Source organism: Neisseria sp. HMSC068C04, from assembly GCF_001810105.1.
Lineage (GTDB): Bacteria > Pseudomonadota > Gammaproteobacteria > Burkholderiales > Neisseriaceae > Neisseria > Neisseria flavescens_B.
Map to the genome: position 1 here is coordinate 1 of NZ_KV799903.1, position 14830 is coordinate 14830.

Annotated in this window: 16 protein-coding genes; 10 read left to right on the forward strand and 6 right to left on the reverse strand. The window is 48.0% G+C overall.

Annotated features, from left to right (window positions below; all coding sequences use genetic code 11):
- Positions 1-109: 109 nt before the first annotated feature.
- The 3 genes from HMPREF2700_RS00930 to tal all read right to left on the reverse strand — a co-directional run bounded on the left by HMPREF2700_RS00930 (position 110) and on the right by tal (position 3179).
- Positions 110-844, reverse strand: coding sequence for a LytR/AlgR family response regulator transcription factor (locus tag HMPREF2700_RS00930; RefSeq protein WP_036493381.1), 735 nt, complete (start codon positions 842-844; stop codon positions 110-112).
- A 239-nt stretch (positions 845-1083) separates the two neighbouring features.
- Positions 1084-1971: a tRNA glutamyl-Q(34) synthetase GluQRS gene (gene gluQRS, locus HMPREF2700_RS00935; protein WP_070589303.1), complete on the reverse strand. Its 888-nt coding sequence runs from the start codon at positions 1969-1971 to the stop codon at positions 1084-1086.
- A gap of 152 nt (positions 1972-2123) precedes the next feature.
- Positions 2124-3179, reverse strand: coding sequence for a transaldolase (gene tal / locus HMPREF2700_RS00940; protein WP_070589305.1), 1056 nt, complete (start codon positions 3177-3179; stop codon positions 2124-2126).
- A gap of 134 nt (positions 3180-3313) precedes the next feature.
- Here tal and HMPREF2700_RS00945 point away from each other — a divergent pair, with 134 nt between their 5' ends.
- The 8 genes from HMPREF2700_RS00945 (at position 3314) to raiA (ending at position 9319) form a co-directional block, all read left to right on the forward strand.
- Positions 3314-4288, forward strand: a complete 975-nt coding sequence (locus tag HMPREF2700_RS00945) for a KpsF/GutQ family sugar-phosphate isomerase (protein WP_070589307.1) — start codon at positions 3314-3316, stop codon at positions 4286-4288.
- A 66-nt stretch (positions 4289-4354) separates the two neighbouring features.
- Positions 4355-4891: a KdsC family phosphatase gene (locus HMPREF2700_RS00950; RefSeq protein WP_070589309.1), complete on the forward strand. Its 537-nt coding sequence runs from the start codon at positions 4355-4357 to the stop codon at positions 4889-4891.
- The gene (lptC, locus tag HMPREF2700_RS00955) at positions 4888-5469 is read left to right on the forward strand and encodes an LPS export ABC transporter periplasmic protein LptC (RefSeq protein WP_070589311.1); all 582 of its coding nucleotides are present in this window, start codon (positions 4888-4890) and stop codon (positions 5467-5469) included. Before HMPREF2700_RS00950 ends, lptC begins: the two co-directional genes overlap by 4 nt.
- Complete coding sequence (gene lptA / locus HMPREF2700_RS00960; protein WP_070589313.1) at positions 5450-5980, forward strand: lipopolysaccharide transport periplasmic protein LptA; 531 nt, start codon at positions 5450-5452, stop codon at positions 5978-5980. The genes lptC and lptA overlap by 20 nt, the downstream gene beginning before the upstream one ends.
- Positions 5981-6050: 70 nt before the next feature.
- Positions 6051-6785, forward strand: coding sequence for an LPS export ABC transporter ATP-binding protein (lptB, locus tag HMPREF2700_RS00965; protein ID WP_003679854.1), 735 nt, complete (start codon positions 6051-6053; stop codon positions 6783-6785).
- 27 nt (positions 6786-6812) lie between these two features.
- Entirely contained in the window at positions 6813-7454 is a 642-nt protein-coding gene (locus tag HMPREF2700_RS00970) for an energy transducer TonB (RefSeq protein WP_070589315.1), read from the forward strand.
- Between the two features lie 145 nt (positions 7455-7599).
- Positions 7600-8955, forward strand: coding sequence for an RNA polymerase factor sigma-54 (gene rpoN / locus HMPREF2700_RS00975; protein ID WP_070589317.1), 1356 nt, complete (start codon positions 7600-7602; stop codon positions 8953-8955).
- Between the two features lie 49 nt (positions 8956-9004).
- On the forward strand, positions 9005-9319 hold the full coding sequence (raiA, locus tag HMPREF2700_RS00980) for a ribosome hibernation-promoting factor, HPF/YfiA family (protein WP_003686778.1): 315 nt from the start codon (positions 9005-9007) through the stop codon (positions 9317-9319).
- Positions 9320-9388: 69 nt separating this feature from the next.
- Here the strand turns inward: raiA and HMPREF2700_RS00985 are convergent, their stop codons facing one another.
- Together HMPREF2700_RS00985 and HMPREF2700_RS11970 are read right to left on the reverse strand one after the other, a co-directional pair.
- Positions 9389-10666, reverse strand: coding sequence for an AmpG family muropeptide MFS transporter (locus HMPREF2700_RS00985; protein WP_283129659.1), 1278 nt, complete (start codon positions 10664-10666; stop codon positions 9389-9391).
- A 258-nt stretch (positions 10667-10924) separates the two neighbouring features.
- Entirely contained in the window at positions 10925-11098 is a 174-nt protein-coding gene (locus HMPREF2700_RS11970; protein ID WP_224783520.1) for a hypothetical protein, read from the reverse strand.
- 911 nt (positions 11099-12009) lie between these two features.
- On the opposite strand from HMPREF2700_RS11970, the gene ftnA (HMPREF2700_RS01000) reads away from it, so the two are divergent.
- Both ftnA (HMPREF2700_RS01000) and ftnA (HMPREF2700_RS01005) read left to right on the forward strand, forming a co-directional pair.
- Positions 12010-12495, forward strand: a complete 486-nt coding sequence (gene ftnA / locus HMPREF2700_RS01000; protein WP_003686837.1) for a non-heme ferritin — start codon at positions 12010-12012, stop codon at positions 12493-12495.
- Between the two features lie 16 nt (positions 12496-12511).
- A complete protein-coding gene (gene ftnA / locus HMPREF2700_RS01005; protein ID WP_003686798.1) occupies positions 12512-13009 on the forward strand; it encodes a non-heme ferritin in 498 nt (165 codons plus the stop codon).
- Between the two features lie 171 nt (positions 13010-13180).
- Here ftnA (HMPREF2700_RS01005) and pgi read toward each other — a convergent pair whose 3' ends face one another.
- The gene (gene pgi / locus HMPREF2700_RS01010) at positions 13181-14821 is read right to left on the reverse strand and encodes a glucose-6-phosphate isomerase (protein ID WP_070589318.1); all 1641 of its coding nucleotides are present in this window, start codon (positions 14819-14821) and stop codon (positions 13181-13183) included.
- Between the last annotated feature and the right edge of the window lie 9 nt (positions 14822-14830).

The window sequence follows — 14830 nt, forward strand, 5'->3', positions numbered from 1 at the left end:
CAAGTGTTTTATTCTTGAATCTGTTCCAACCACTAATACACTAGTGTTGCACTTGAAATCCGAATCCAAGGGCCTTTGATTTAAAAAGAGCTAATCAAGGAGCGCATTGTTAGATGCTGTTCTTAATGATTTTTCTCAGGGTGGACAGTTGTCGGCGGCTGACGGGCAGCGGGGTCGGAATATCAAGAATTTTAGCACCCCATGTGGATGCGGATTCGTCGTTTTCGTCATCGTCCAGTCGAATCAGGCTGTCGAGGGTGTGGCGGAAGACGAGGGCATTGCGGTGGATGCGGATGACTTTGTCGCCCAGCAATTCTTCCCAGTAAACCAATGTTTTCGGTAATTCGTAGCTGTGGCCGTCGCCGGTAAACAGATAGACGGTTTTGTGTTCCGCCATCAGGTAACGCGCCTGTTGCCATGGGATTTCAACCATGCGTTCGCGGTTGTAGACTTTGAAATGGGTGAAACTGTCTGCTTTTTCGCGGTTTTTCTCGATGATGCGGTCAAGCGCGGTTTGCAGGCGGGTCATTTTGATCGGTTTGAGCAGATAGTCTGCGGCAGCCAGCTCAAACGCGCGCAGGGCGTGTTCTTCGTAGGCTGTGGTGAATACAATTTCCGGCTGGCGTTTGGCGGTACGCTTAATGCGTTCGACAAATTCGAGACCGTCGATTTCCGGCATGCCGATGTCGGCAAAGACGATGTCGACTTCGTGGACGCTCAGCCACTCCAATGCTGGCATGGCATGGTGAAAGACGTTGAGCAGTACGACATTGCACTCTTCCAATAATACACGTAAGCGTTCTGCTGCTAATACTTCGTCTTCTACAATAATGGCACTTGGCATAGCGGTATTCTTTTTGTTGTATCGTGGGAGATCTGCCGCGCTTTGTCATCCTCAATAACGCGTCAGCCGTATGTTGTTACAACCTTGAAATTATCAGTTTGTGACAATTTTAGGAAATTTTTGAAATATACATGATTTCTTCGCTTCTTGGGCATGGTTTGGGATGAATCGGAAGATTACTTACATAATTTTATGAAATATTGTAATACCTAGAGTAATTTTGTTGTAATCATGCTAATTCAGTCCGTGATAATGGATGATTTGGGGGTTTTGTCCATTTGCCAGTGTACCACCGCCCAATCGAGCAATTCTTGAGGATGGTTCACGGTAGGTGCATCGGGTAGGTTGAGATAGGTTAGGACTTGGCGTAAGAGTTGTTCTTTTTGATTCAAATCCAAAGCCGGGGCAAGGGTTTGTTTCGACCATTTTTGTCCTTGTTTATTGGTCAATAGGGGAAGATGGGCGTAGGCCGGTGTGGGAATGCCGAGGCATTGTTGCAGGTAGATTTGGCGCGGCGTGGAAACGAGCAAGTCCTGACCGCGGACAATATGCGTTATGCCTTGATCGGCATCATCGGCAACCACGGCAAGCTGATATGCCCAATAGCCGTCGGCACGAAGCAGGACAAAATCGCCGATATCGTGTGCCAGATTTTGTGCGTAATGTCCAACAATGCCGTCTGAAAAACCGATTACGCGATCGGGAACTTGAATGCGCCATGCCGGAGTTTTGTTTTGCGTATCGGGTCTTTGCTGAGGATTGCGGCAACGGCTGTTATATACAAATCCATCTGCGCCATGTGTTGCCGCCGCCTGCCAGTCTTTGCGGCTGCAATAGCAGGGATACACCAGCTCGGCGGCTTTGAGGCGGTCGAGGGTGTCTTGATATAGGTCGTAACGGCGGCTTTGATAGGCGACTTCGCCATCCCACTCAAAACCGAAAGCTTCGAGCGTGCGCAAAATGTCGGCAGCAGCGCCGGGCATTTCGCGCGGGGGATCAAGGTCTTCAATGCGGATCAGCCATTTGCCCTGATGAGCGCGCGCGTCGGCATAGGAGGCGACGGCGGTCAGTAGGGAGCCGATATGAAGCAGGCCGGTAGGGCTGGGGGCGAAACGTCCTATATACATGGCAGGGTGGTTTTGTAGGGCAGGGGTAGTATGCCTGCGCGGTGTTCAAATCGTGATAGAAAAGGGCGTGCCGTACACGCCCGAATTTGGTTTTCAGACGGCCTGAGACTTTTCAAAATGATTTAAGTTTCTCGGCCGTCCGTTCAATCCGCTTAAGCCAAGGGAGCCAGTAGTTTGGCGAAAGCGTCTTCAAATTGTTTCAAACCGTCTTCTTGCAAACGAGTTGCCAAAGTTTCAACATCAATGCCGAGTTGGGCGGTTTCGGCGAGCTGTGCTTGGGCTTCGTCCACACCTTCGGTCAAAGTGGCTTTGGCGGTACCGTGGTCGATAAAGGCTTTAAGTGTGGCATCGGGAACGGTGTTGACGGTATGGGCGCCAATCAGGCTGTCAACGTACAAAGTGTCAGGATAGGCAGGGTTTTTTACGCCGGTAGATGCCCACAGAAGTTGGACGCGGTTGGCACCTTTTTTGGCAAGTGCGGCAAATTCGCTGCTGCCGAAGTATTGCGCCCAATCTTGATAGGCGGCTTTGGCCAGCGCAATGGCAACTTTGCCTTTGAGGTGGTCGGGCAGAGTGGCGTCCAATGCGGCATCGACACGGGAAATAAAGAAGCTGGCGACAACTTGGATATGGGAAACGTCATGTCCTGCCTCCAAACGTTTGGCAATGCCGCGCGCGTAGGCCGCATAGGCTTTGAGGGTTTGGGCGCGGGAGAAGAGCAGGGTCAGGTTGACGCTGATGCCGTCTGAAACAAGGGTTTCAAGTGCTTCGATGCCTTCGTCGGTTGCCGGTACTTTAATCATGACATTTTTACGACCGATGGCGGCGTGCAGGCGGCGCGCTTCTTCAACCGTGCCTTGTGCGTTTTTGGACAATTCAGGCGAAACTTCGAGGCTGACGAAGCCTGTTTTGCCGCCGGTGGATTCGTGTTCGGCAAGGCACACGTCGCAAGCGGCTTGCACATCGGCAACCGCCATGGTTTCGTAGCGTTGTTTTGGCGTCAGGTCTTGCTGTTTGAGCGCGGCTACTTCATCGGCGTACAGCGCGTCTCCGGCAAAGGCTTTTTGGAAAATGGCAGGATTGGAAGTGACGCCGCATACACCTTGTTTCAGCATTTCTGCCAATTCGCCGCTTTGTACCAGCGAACGGGAGAGATTGTCCAACCAGATTTGTTGTCCTAATGCTTTAACGTCCGATAAAATAGTCATCTCTGATTCCTTTTACATAATAGGTTTGTTTGTGAAGTGGCGGTAATGCTACGCCAATTCGATGAATTTGAACAGTTTACAGCCGATTAATTTGGGCAAAACAAACCTAAATTCAAGCACGAAAGGTGGCTTTGATGGCGGAAAACACACTTTATCTCGACTGGGCGCGCGATGTATTGGATACGGAAGCCGAAGGTTTGCGTGAAATCGCGGCGGCTTTGGACCATGATTTTGTCCGTGCGGCGGAAGCGTTGTTGCACTGCAAGGGCAGGGTTGTCATTACCGGCATGGGCAAGTCCGGACACATCGGCCGTAAAATGGCGGCAACCATGGCTTCGACGGGCACGCCTGCGTTTTTCGTTCATCCTGCCGAAGCGGCGCACGGCGATTTAGGCATGATTGTGGACCACGATGTCGTGGTTGCCATTTCCAACTCCGGCGAAAGCGATGAAATTGCAGCGATTATTCCGGCGTTGAAACGCAAAAACATCACGCTTATTTGTATCACTGCCCATCCGACTTCGACCATGGCTCGTCATGCCGATATCCATATTACCGCGGCTGTTTCCAAAGAAGCTTGTCCGCTCGGCCTTGCACCGACTTCCAGCACGACCGCCGTAATGGCGTTGGGCGATGCGCTGGCGGTAGTATTGCTGCAGGCACGCGCGTTTACGCCCGACGATTTCGCGTTGAGCCATCCGGCCGGCAGCTTGGGCAAACGCCTGCTGCTGCGCGTGGCGGATATTATGCACAAAGACGAAGCCCTGCCAGCCGTTTTGTTGGGCACGCCGTTGAAAGAAGCCATTGTCCGCATGAGTGAAAAAGGCTTGGGCATGTTGGCGGTAACCGATGTAGAAGGCCGTCTGAAAGGCGTATTTACCGATGGCGACTTGCGCCGTCTGTTTCAAGAACGCGACAGCTTTGCCGGTTTGAAAGTGGACGATATTATGCACGTTTCGCCGAAAACCATCTCCGCCGACCGTCTCGCCACTGAAGCTTTGAAAGCCATGCAAAGTGGTCATGTGAACGGTTTGCTGGTGGTTGAAGAAAACGGCGTACTGATTGGCGCGCTGAACATGCACGATTTATTGATGGCACGAATTGTCTGAAACGACGGCAAAAACGTTTTCAGACGGCCTTATGCTAGAATAGGCCGTCTGAAATAAGGAAACCTTATGCAAAACCTCTCTTCCGACCTGCAACAACGCGCTTTAGGTATCAAACTGCTGATACTGGATGTGGACGGCGTTTTGACCGACGGCCGCATTTTTATTCGCGACAACGGCGAAGAAATCAAATCGTTCCACACTTTGGACGGACACGGTTTGAAAATGCTTCAGGCCAGCGGCGTGCAAACGGCGATTATTACCGGCCGCGATGCGCCTTCCGTCGGTATCCGCGTGAAGCAGCTCGGCATCAACTATTACTTCAAAGGCATTCACGACAAACGTGCCGCCTACGCTCAATTACGCGAACAGGCAGGTGTGGAGGAGCATGAGTGCGCCTTTGTCGGCGACGATGTTGTCGATTTGCCCGTGATGGTACGCTGCGGATTGGCGGTCGCTGTCCCTGAAGCGCATTGGTTTACTTTGCAATACGCCCATTATGTAACCCGACGTTCCGGCGGCGCAGGCGCGGTGCGTGAAGTGTGCGATTTGATTATGCAGGTGCAAGGTACGCTTGAACCTGCTTTGAAAGAGTATGTACGATGAAAATCAGATGGCGTTACGGAATCGCCTTTCCGCTGGTGTTGGCCGTTTCACTCGGCGCATTGGCGGCGTGGCTCGGCCGCATCAGCGAAGTGCAGGTCGAAGAAGTCGTCCTCAATCCGAATGAGCCGCAATATTCGATGAAAGGCATCAACGGCAAACGTTTTGACCAAGAAGGCCGTCTGAAAGAAAATCTGAGCGCGGTCGATGCCGTCCAATATCCGAATAGCGCGGACGTGCATTTGAACAAACCGCATCTTTCGTTTTACCGCGACGGCAACCTGTTGTACGAAGTCGGCAGCGACAAGGCCGCGTACAATATTCAAAGCAAAAAAGTCGTTTTTGAACAAAATGTTGTCTTAAACAAAGCGGCAGATGCCAAGCGTTTGGCCGGCATCGTCAAAACCGAGCGTTTGAATGTCGATACCGAAGCGCAATACGCCCATACCGACAGCCCCGTTACTTTCCAATACGGACAGTCCGGCGGTCAGGCAAACGGCATGACTTATGACCACAAAACCGGTTTGCTGAATTTCCCTTCCAAAGTGAAAGCCACAATTTATGATACAAAAAATTTGTAAAACCTTAGCCCTTGTTGCCGTTTTTGCCGCCAGCCCGGCCTTTGCCCTGCAAAGCGACAGTAAGCAGCCGATTCAAATCGAAGCCGACCAAGGCTCGCTTGACCAAAACAACCAAAGCACCACTTTTTCCGGCAACGTCATCATCAAACAAGGCACGCTCAATATCCGCGCCGGCAGCGTAACCGTTTCGCGCAACGACAAAAGCGAGCAGTTGATGAAAGCAACCGGCTCGCCCGTCAAATTCAGCCAAGAGTTGGACGGCGGCAAAGGCGTGGTCAACGGCCAAGCCAATACCGTCACGTATTCTTCCGCAGCCAGTCTGGTTACTCTGATCGGCAATGCCAAAGTACAGCGCGGCGGCGATGTGGCTGAAGGTGCGGTCATCACTTACAACACCAAAACCGAGGTTTACACCATCAACGGCAGCGCCAAATCCGGTGTGAAATCCGCCGCCAAATCCGGCCGCGTCAGCGTTGTCATCCAGCCGTCCAGCACGCAGAAAAACAAATAAAAAAACACACAAAAAGGCCGTCTGAAAAAGGTTCAGACGGCCTGAGGTCAATATCGAAAGTCAACAGAATATGAGCGCAAACAACAGCCGTCTTGTGGTTCAAAACCTGCAAAAAAGTTTCAAAAAACGCCAAGTCGTCAAAAGCTTTTCCCTGGAAATCGAAAGCGGCGAAGTCATCGGCCTGCTCGGTCCCAACGGCGCGGGTAAGACCACCAGCTTTTACATGATTGTCGGCCTGATTGCCGCCGATGCAGGCAGCGTGATGCTGGATGGACAAGAATTGCGTCACCTGCCCATTCACGAACGCGCCCGCCTCGGCGTCGGCTATCTGCCGCAGGAAGCCTCGATTTTCCGCAAAATGACCGTGGAACAAAATATCCGCGCCATTTTGGAAATCAGCATGAAGGACAAAAGCCGCATCGATGCCGAACTTGAAAAACTGTTGGCCGATTTGAACATCGAACGCCTGCGCAACAATCCTGCGCCATCCTTGTCCGGTGGCGAACGCCGCCGTGTCGAAATCGCGCGCGTGCTTGCCATGCAGCCGCGTTTCATTTTGCTGGACGAACCTTTTGCCGGCGTTGACCCGATTGCCGTCATCGATATTCAGAAAATCATTGAGTTTCTCAAATCACGCGGTATCGGCGTATTGATTACCGACCACAACGTGCGCGAAACCCTCAGCATCTGCGACCGTGCCTACATCATCAGCGACGGTACGGTATTGGCTTCGGGCAAACCGGACGACTTGGTCAACAATGAACAAGTCCGTTCGGTTTACTTGGGTGAAAATTTCAAATATTAAGTTTAGGCCGTCTGAAAAGGTGCATCTGTGTTGAAACGAATTTTTTTGTTTGCCTTTGCCGTTTTGGCAGCTACCACCGTGCATGCTATGCCTGAACAGTCATGGCAGAATATGGGTGTGCACCAAGGCGTGATAGACAAAAATGGTAATCCGATAACCGGTATCGTAACGGCGACAGCTACCGTGGATAAAGAAGGTAAATTGGTAAAAAGTCTCCATTGGGAAGTGGATGCGTTGGAGTTGTTGAAACTTGCTCAAGAAGAAGGTTTGCCAAAACAAGTCGAGCCTTATAAAGAGTGTACTTATAATCAAACAAGCCAACAAGAAGATTGTAAAACACTGGAAAGCCTTAAAAAATTCAGATTCTTTTATACTGTGCCAAATGAATTCAAAGAAGAGATAAAGACGAAACCTATCCAAGTTGCTCCCCCACCTTATCCATCGCTTTCTGCAGAGAATGGGGAGGAAGGGACTGTGGTATTAAAAGTCTTTGTCAATGTAGATGGCAAAGCATTTGTATGGGTAAAAAAGAGTAGCGGGTCCCCACGTCTAGATACAGCAGGAAGAAAAGCAGTTTTGAAGACAAAATTTCAGCCCAGCACATATCATGGGAAGCCTGTTGCTACATTGGTTAGTGTGCCTATCTTATTTTCTTTAGCAGATCACTGATGTTGAATAATTCATTTATCGGTTGATAAAAGAATAATATATTGAAATAATCATCCAATATATAAACAATATATCCGATACTTTCAGACGGCCCGTCAGATACAGGCCGTCTGAAATCCATAAAACAAATTAACTATCAAACATTATGTCTTCACTCGTCCTTAAACTCAAACAGACCCAGCAGCTCAACCAGCGGCTGCAGCAGTCTTTGCGCATCTTGCAGATGTCGGGTCTTGAGCTTGAGCGCGAAGTGGAAGACTGGTTGTTAGACAATCCTCTGCTTGAGCGTCCGGAAACCGATGAGTTTGCCGATAGCGGGCTCAATCGTGCCGTTACCATGCCGCGCGCAGGTCAGCAGTTGAGCGGCGACGATGCTGAAGATATTTGGAGCAACATCGCCGAAGAAGAGGATTTCAAACACTATCTGCATGCCCAAGTGTGCGAGCATCCGCTCTCGCAAATGGAAGCGGCTTATGTTCACGTCTTGATTGATTTTTTGGACGAACAAGGCTACCTTACCGACAGCCTCGAAGAAATCATCGACCACACGCCGTTAGAATGGATGCTGGAAGAAGAGGCCCTGCAAAATGCGTTAGATGTATTGCAAACCTTTGATCCGCCTGGTGTGGCGGCGGCCGATTTGACCGAGTCGCTCATGTTGCAGCTGATGCGTTTGCCGGCTTCTCCCGCCCGACAAATGGCCGCGCATTTGGTGCAAAGTTCGCTTCAAGATTTAGGCAAGAACCGCAAACAAAACGTTTTGCGTTTCCGCAAACTCTATCCCGATACCGACAGCGAAACCATAGAAGCCGCGCTTGATATGATTGCCAAGCTCAATCCCTATCCGGCCTACGGCTTTGCCTCTGCCACGCCCACGCCTTATATTCAGCCTGACGTTTGGGTCAAAGAGGGCAAGGGCGGCTGGGAAGTCATCAGCAATGAGGCAGCTTGGCCGAAGCTGCAGCTCAATCAGGAATATTGCGACCTGATGAAATCAGCGGAAGAGGGCGTACCGGAGTGGAAGGAAAAAATCAACGAAGCCAAGCAGCGCATTGATTCTTTGGAGCTGCGTAAAAGTACGGTTCTCCGCCTTGCCGAGTATATCGTCAAAAATCAGGAAGATTTTTTCATTTTCGGAGAAATCGGCCTGTCGCCCATGCTGATGAAAGATGCCGCCGCCGAATTGGGTTTGGCGGAAAGTACCATCTCGCGCGCTGCCAATCAGAAATATTTGTCTTGCCCGCGCGGTCTGTTTGCGTTACGCTATTTCTTCACACAGGCAGTTAATGCCGACGATGACGGCGAAGGGTTCAGCCAAGGTGCAATCAAAGCCGTATTAAGCCAGCTGATTGAAAGCGAAGACAGCAGCAAACCCTATTCGGACGAGACCCTCGTCAAATTATTAAAACAACGCGGCATTGAAATTGCCAGACGTACAGTCGCTAAATATAGAGAATCATTAGACATCCCACCGGCACACAAACGAAAATTTACCGAGTAGATATATTCCGATCCGTTTTGACGGACTAATCAACCGAAGGAGCTGTATCATGAATCTGAAAATCACCGGTCTGAATTTTGATGTTACCGAAGCCATCAAAAACTATGTTTCCGATAAGTTGGCACGAATCAATCGCCACGCCGACAACATCATCTCTGTGACCATTACGCTCTCGGTGGAAAAAGTCAATCAAAAAGCCGAAGCCGATGCGCATCTGGCAGGTAAAGATTTGCACGTTGAAGCGATTGAACAGGATATGTATGCCGCGATTGATGTTTTGATGGACAAACTCGACCGCGCTGTTTTGAAACATAAAGAAAAAAGCGGTGATGTCCGCAGTACTGTCAAACCTGAAGCAGAATAAAATTTTTGTATGATAAAGGCCGTCTGAACATTCAGACGGCCTTTTGTTTTACTAGATGTGACTGGCAATCTAGTTACTCACTTTTTCGCCATTCCATGGTGCCACTTTAAACAGCAGCAACATGCCCGGTATGCCCAAAGCGAAACACAGCCAGTAGAAATTAAAGTAACCCATCGCTTCAATCAGATAACCTGCCGAAGCATTGATAAATGTACGTGGAACGGCTGACAGGCTGGTAAAGAGGGCTAATTGTGTGGCCGTAAATGCAGGATTGGTTTCACGAGCCATATAGGCAACAAACGCCGCCGTACCCAGACCTACACCCGCTGCTTCTGCACCAATCACGGCCGCAAGCATCATTTGCTCTGCCAGGGTGATGGTTTCAAACTTGCCAAAATTTGCCAGCCAAGCAAAGCCTAGAATCGTTACCCATTGGGCTACACCGAAAACCCATAATGCCCTGTTGATGCCGAGCTTTATCATCCAAATACCGCCTACAATACCGGCAATGACAGCAGGCCACAGGCCGGCATTTTTGGCAATGAGGCCGATGTCGGTTTTGCTGAAGCCCATGTCCAGATAAAACGGCGTTGCCAGAGACGTTGCCATGCTGTCGCCCAGTTTATAGAGAAAGATAAACAGCAATACCAAGATGGCCTGTTTGATTCCTTTGCGGGAGAAGAACTCGCTGAAAGGGTCAGAGACTGTTTGGGCAAATGTACGCGACATAGATGTTGGAATATCAGGCTCTTTAGCTAAAAACAGGGTCATCAGCAGACCTGGCAGCATAAATAGTGCAGTAATGATGAATACGTTGTGCCAAGGCATCAAGTCGGCCAAAATCAAGCTGAGCGAACCAGGTACCAAAGCGGCGATACGGTAGGCATTGACGTGGATGGAGTTGCCCAAGCCTAATTCTTCATCTGACAAAATTTCGCGGCGAAATGCATCCAATACAATATCTTGGCTGGCAGAGAAAAAGGCGACCACCAACGATAAGCCCATAATTACATATAAATACTGAGCAGGATTTAGGAAGGCGTAAATGAGCAAGGTCAGCAGCAAACCAATTTGCGTAACCAGCATCCAACCGCGTCGCCGTCCTAAAAAAGGTAATCTGACCAAATCAATGACGGGAGACCAGATAAATTTCCAAGTGAAAGGCAGCCCGATAAGTGCCATCAGGCCGATGGTTTTCAAATCGACATGTTCGCTGCGCAACCATGCAGGAATAAGGTTGATCAGAAAATAAAGCGGCAGCCCCGAAGTGAAGCCTGTAAAGATACAAATCAGCATACTGCGCGAGAAAATCTTGCGCCAAGTGCTGGTTTGGGGTGCGGTGGTCATAGTGGAATCAATAAAAAAGGAAAAAGGATATTGTAGCAAAGATGGGGGATATGGCGAATGAGCTTCTGCTATCTTTATTGAATAAAGGCCGTCTGAAACTTTGACAAATTAAGTTTCAGACGGCCTTTTGTTGGAACAACTGGTTTGGCGGGCAACGGAGACTTCAGGACGGAAGAAGGGTTGCTTGGGTGTATTCATAAAATTGAAGTTAAGAAAGTTTCAGACGACCCCTAGAGATCGTTTGAACGATGAGAAATATCAGTGGTAATTTGTGCCGTCAGTGTAGCCGTTTCCTGATTTGTCCACAGCAAAAGCAGAAATCGGACCGACCGTTACTGTCCCTTTAGGCTGAGTTTCTTGGTAATACTCATATGCTGCAACACCCATACCAGTTGCAGCACCAACAGCAGCACCAATTGTGCCACCGACCATAATAGCTGGTCCGGCAGGAATACTGCCAAAAGCTATACCGACACCCAGACCAATACCTGCACCAATTGATCCTCCTATTTATGCACCATTTGCTCCTCCTTGAAGGATTCTCTCTCCTAAGCCTCCTCCATAAATTAGTTCCAGATCCTCAATGGATAGTTCAATCATGTTATTTTTCCTTTTCAAAAAAATTAGATGTAGAATATTGAGTCAATACACCCAATATGGAAAAAATAATAAAAGCATGAATATAAATCATAAAATCAACATTATCTCCTTGGTAGCTTTCATAAATAAAAACGATTGGTATTGATATACAAATTAAAATGTACAGGTACTTTGAAATTACCAGTAACTTATACACAAATTTTGATTTCATAGCCTAGTCTTTCATTTGAATAAAATCTACCCTAATCAACTTTCCAACCAACTTCCTAACTTCTTCATGCTTTCCCTGATTGAAGTTAACCAGTAGATTTTTCAACAATATGTATATTATGTTAAATAATAAATGGTAATTGTCACATTCAAATATTAAGGATAACCTACTTTGAAACTATATCGCTTTGATGCGTAATTCTATAAAAAACATTGAATTTTCATGTTTTCTATTTATCCAGTATTTTGGAGTTGATAAGTGAGAGCAAAAAACTTTGGAAATCTACGATTCTCCTTCCAACACCTCATCATTTCTCTAGAGAATTTAGGCAAAGGCGATATTGATAACTCATTTCATTAAATGGAACCAAATGAGAATGATTTATTTATAAAATCCTTTTAAATTAATGGGTTACAATAAAAATTGATAAAATAAAATTGACTATTCTCAATAAAATTAGTAAAATTCATCCGCAAATACAAATTTTGTATTGTGATACATCTATTAACCGCATTAAGAAAAGGAGTTAGTTATGCTAAGTAAGTCAATTACAGCAAAATTAAACGAACAAATTAATCTCGAGTTGTATTCATCAAATGTCTATTTGCAAATGAGTGCATGGTGCCATAAACATGGTTATGAAGGCGCTGCAGCATTTTTACTTCGTCATGCCGATGAAGAATTGGAACATATGCAAAAGTTGTTTACTTATGTGAGCGAAACCAGTGGAATGCCTTTGTTAGGTAAAATTGACGCCCCTAAACACGATTACGCTTCATTAAAAGAAGTTTTTGAAACAACACTTGAACACGAAAAACTAGTGACATCTAAAATTAATGAGTTAGTTGAGAGTACTTTTGCAGAAAAGGATTACTCTACTTTTAACTTCTTACAATGGTATGTAGCTGAACAGCATGAAGAAGAAAAATTATTTAACAGTATTGTTGATAAATTCAAACTTCTTGGTGAAAGTGGTACAGCACTCTACTACATTGATCGTGAATTAAAAACTTTATAAGAATAGGAGAAATAAAATGTTATCAAATAGCGTGATTAAACTATTAAATGATCAAATGAATTTAGAGTTTTATTCTTCTAACTTATATTTACAAATGAGCGCCTGGTGCGAACAACAAGGTTTCGAAGGAGCTGCAAAATTTTTATCAGAGCATGCGGCTGAGGAAATGCAGCATATGCGTAAACTCTTCACTTATTTAAATGAGACCGGCGCATTGGCTATCATCACACAAATTGATGAACCACCTCATCAATTTTCATCATTGAAACAAGTACTTGAATTAACTTATGAACATGAAAAGTTAATTACCTCTAAAATCAATGAATTAGTTGGTAGAACTTTTGAAGAGAAAGACTACTCTGCCTTTAACTTCTTACAATGGTATGTGGCTGAACAACATGAAGAAGAAAAATTATTCAGTGGAATTTTGGATAAATTAAATCTTCTTGGTGAAGATGGTAAAGGTTTGTTCTTAGTTGATAAAGATTTAGGCGCATTAACAACAAACAACTAATCAAGTCTGATGAAAAAGGCTAAGTCATTATCGATTTAGCCTTTTTTTATATCAAAATCTAGCTACTTTTGTCTAAAAGTGCGGTGCTTTAACGGTTCATTCTTACCGCCGATTAGGTTTTGAAATGCCCGTAAGACAGGCAGATATGCTTGTCTTACGGGCATTTTATTTTCAGACGGCCTTCGATCTTGCGTTGCAGTTGCGGTAGAAGGCGATCAGACCGTTGGTGGAGCTGTCGTGTGCAGGCGTGCCGCGTTCGAGTTCGGGTTCGATGGTTTTGGCCAGCTCTTTACCGTATTCCACGCCCCATTGGTCGAAGGGGTTGATACGCCAAATCACGCCTTGAACGAAAGTACGATGTTCGTAAGCAGCCATCAGCATGCCGAGGTTGAAAGGTGTCAGGCTGTCGATGAGCAGGCTGTTGCTCGGACGGTTGCCGGGGAATTCTTTTTGCGGTGCAAGGCGGTCGCGTTCGTCTTGGGGTAGGGCGGCCAATTCGATTTGCACTTCGTCTAAGGTTTTGCCTTTCATCAGCGCTTCGGCTTGGGCGAAGGCATTGGCAACGGTAAAGCGGTGTTGGCGGTGGTTGCCGTAGACTGTGGTCATGGGGACGATGAAGTCGACGGGAATCAGACGCGTGCCTTGGTGCAGAAGCTGGAAGTAGGCATGTTGGCAGTTGACGCCTTCATCGCCGAAGACAATGCCGCCAGTGGTGCAGGAAACGGGTTGGCCGTCTGAAGTACGCTGTTTGCCGAGGCTTTCCATATCGAGCTGGTTGAGCCATGGTGTGAAGAGGCGCATGTTGTGGCTGTATGGGACAACGGTTTGGCCGTCTGAATGTTGGAAGTTGTTGTACCAAACGTTGATGAGCGCCATCAGGACGGGAATGTTGTGGCGGAATGGCGTTTCGAAGAAGTGGGTATCCATCGCGTGTGCGCCAGCCAGCATTTTGCGGAATGCTTTTTCTCCGACGGCAACCATCAATGGCAGGCCGATGGGCGACCAGACAGAATAGCGGCCGCCGACCCAGTCGGACATGGCGAAGACTTTGTCGGGGGAGATGCCGAAGTTTTGGGCGGCGGCCACATCGGCAGAAATGGCGCAGAAGTGGCGGTAGATGCCGGAATCGGGCAAACCTGCATCGCGATACCAAGTACGCGCCGCATAGGCATTGAGCAGGGTTTCCGGTGTGCGGAACGATTTGCTGGCAATGCTGAATACGGTGGTTTCGGGGTTGAGGCCGAGAAGGGTTTGGGTCAAGTCGGCATCATCGGAATTGCTGACAAAGTGGACGCGGATGTTTTGCCAATAAGGCTGCAGCGCCTGTGTGGCCATGCGCGGGCCCAAATCGGAACCGCCGATACCGATGTGAACCAAGTCGGTAATCGGTTTGCCGGTAATGCCTGCGTGCGTGCCGTCTAAAAGTTGGCGTGCGAACTCGAGTGCGCGGTTGAGTTCGTGATGAACATTGGGCACGATGTTTTCGCCGTCAACGTAAATGGGTTGGGCATTGGCCGGCAGGCGCAGGGCAGTGTGGAGGACGGCGCGGTGTTCGCTGGTGTTGATTTTTTCACCGCTGCTCATGGCCTGCATATATTGTGGCAAATCGGCTGCTTCGGCCAGTTTGCACAATAAATCAAGGGTGTTTTCATCTAGGCGGTTTTTGCTGTAATCAAATAACAAACCGTGCAGAATTTCGTGCATATTGTTGAAACGTTCGGCATCTGCGGCGAAGCGTTCGCGCAGGGTAACGTGTTGAGTATCGGCATGATGGGCTTCCAAGGCCTGCCATGCGTCTGAGTATGCGGACATTTCGTTTCC

Bases quoted from the DNA above. Each gene is read 5' to 3' on its own strand.
- HMPREF2700_RS00930 (WP_036493381.1), bottom strand. From the start codon at position 844: ATGCCAAGTGCCATTATTGTAGAAGACGAAGTATTAGCAGCAGAACGC.
- gluQRS (WP_070589303.1), bottom strand. From the start codon at position 1,971: ATGTATATAGGACGTTTCGCCCCCAGCCCTACCGGCCTGCTTCATATC.
- tal (WP_070589305.1), bottom strand. From the start codon at position 3,179: ATGACTATTTTATCGGACGTTAAAGCATTAGGACAACAAATCTGGTTG.
- HMPREF2700_RS00945 (WP_070589307.1), top strand. From the start codon at position 3,314: ATGGCGGAAAACACACTTTATCTCGACTGGGCGCGCGATGTATTGGAT.
- HMPREF2700_RS00950 (WP_070589309.1), top strand. From the start codon at position 4,355: ATGCAAAACCTCTCTTCCGACCTGCAACAACGCGCTTTAGGTATCAAA.
- lptC (WP_070589311.1), top strand. From the start codon at position 4,888: ATGAAAATCAGATGGCGTTACGGAATCGCCTTTCCGCTGGTGTTGGCC.
- lptA (WP_070589313.1), top strand. From the start codon at position 5,450: ATGATACAAAAAATTTGTAAAACCTTAGCCCTTGTTGCCGTTTTTGCC.
- lptB (WP_003679854.1), top strand. From the start codon at position 6,051: ATGAGCGCAAACAACAGCCGTCTTGTGGTTCAAAACCTGCAAAAAAGT.
- rpoN (WP_070589317.1), top strand. From the start codon at position 7,600: ATGTCTTCACTCGTCCTTAAACTCAAACAGACCCAGCAGCTCAACCAG.
- raiA (WP_003686778.1), top strand. From the start codon at position 9,005: ATGAATCTGAAAATCACCGGTCTGAATTTTGATGTTACCGAAGCCATC.
- HMPREF2700_RS00985 (WP_283129659.1), bottom strand. From the start codon at position 10,666: ATGACCACCGCACCCCAAACCAGCACTTGGCGCAAGATTTTCTCGCGC.
- HMPREF2700_RS11970 (WP_224783520.1), bottom strand. From the start codon at position 11,098: ATGGTCGGTGGCACAATTGGTGCTGCTGTTGGTGCTGCAACTGGTATG.
- ftnA (WP_003686837.1), top strand. From the start codon at position 12,010: ATGCTAAGTAAGTCAATTACAGCAAAATTAAACGAACAAATTAATCTC.
- ftnA (WP_003686798.1), top strand. From the start codon at position 12,512: ATGTTATCAAATAGCGTGATTAAACTATTAAATGATCAAATGAATTTA.
- pgi (WP_070589318.1), bottom strand. From the start codon at position 14,821: ATGTCCGCATACTCAGACGCATGGCAGGCCTTGGAAGCCCATCATGCC.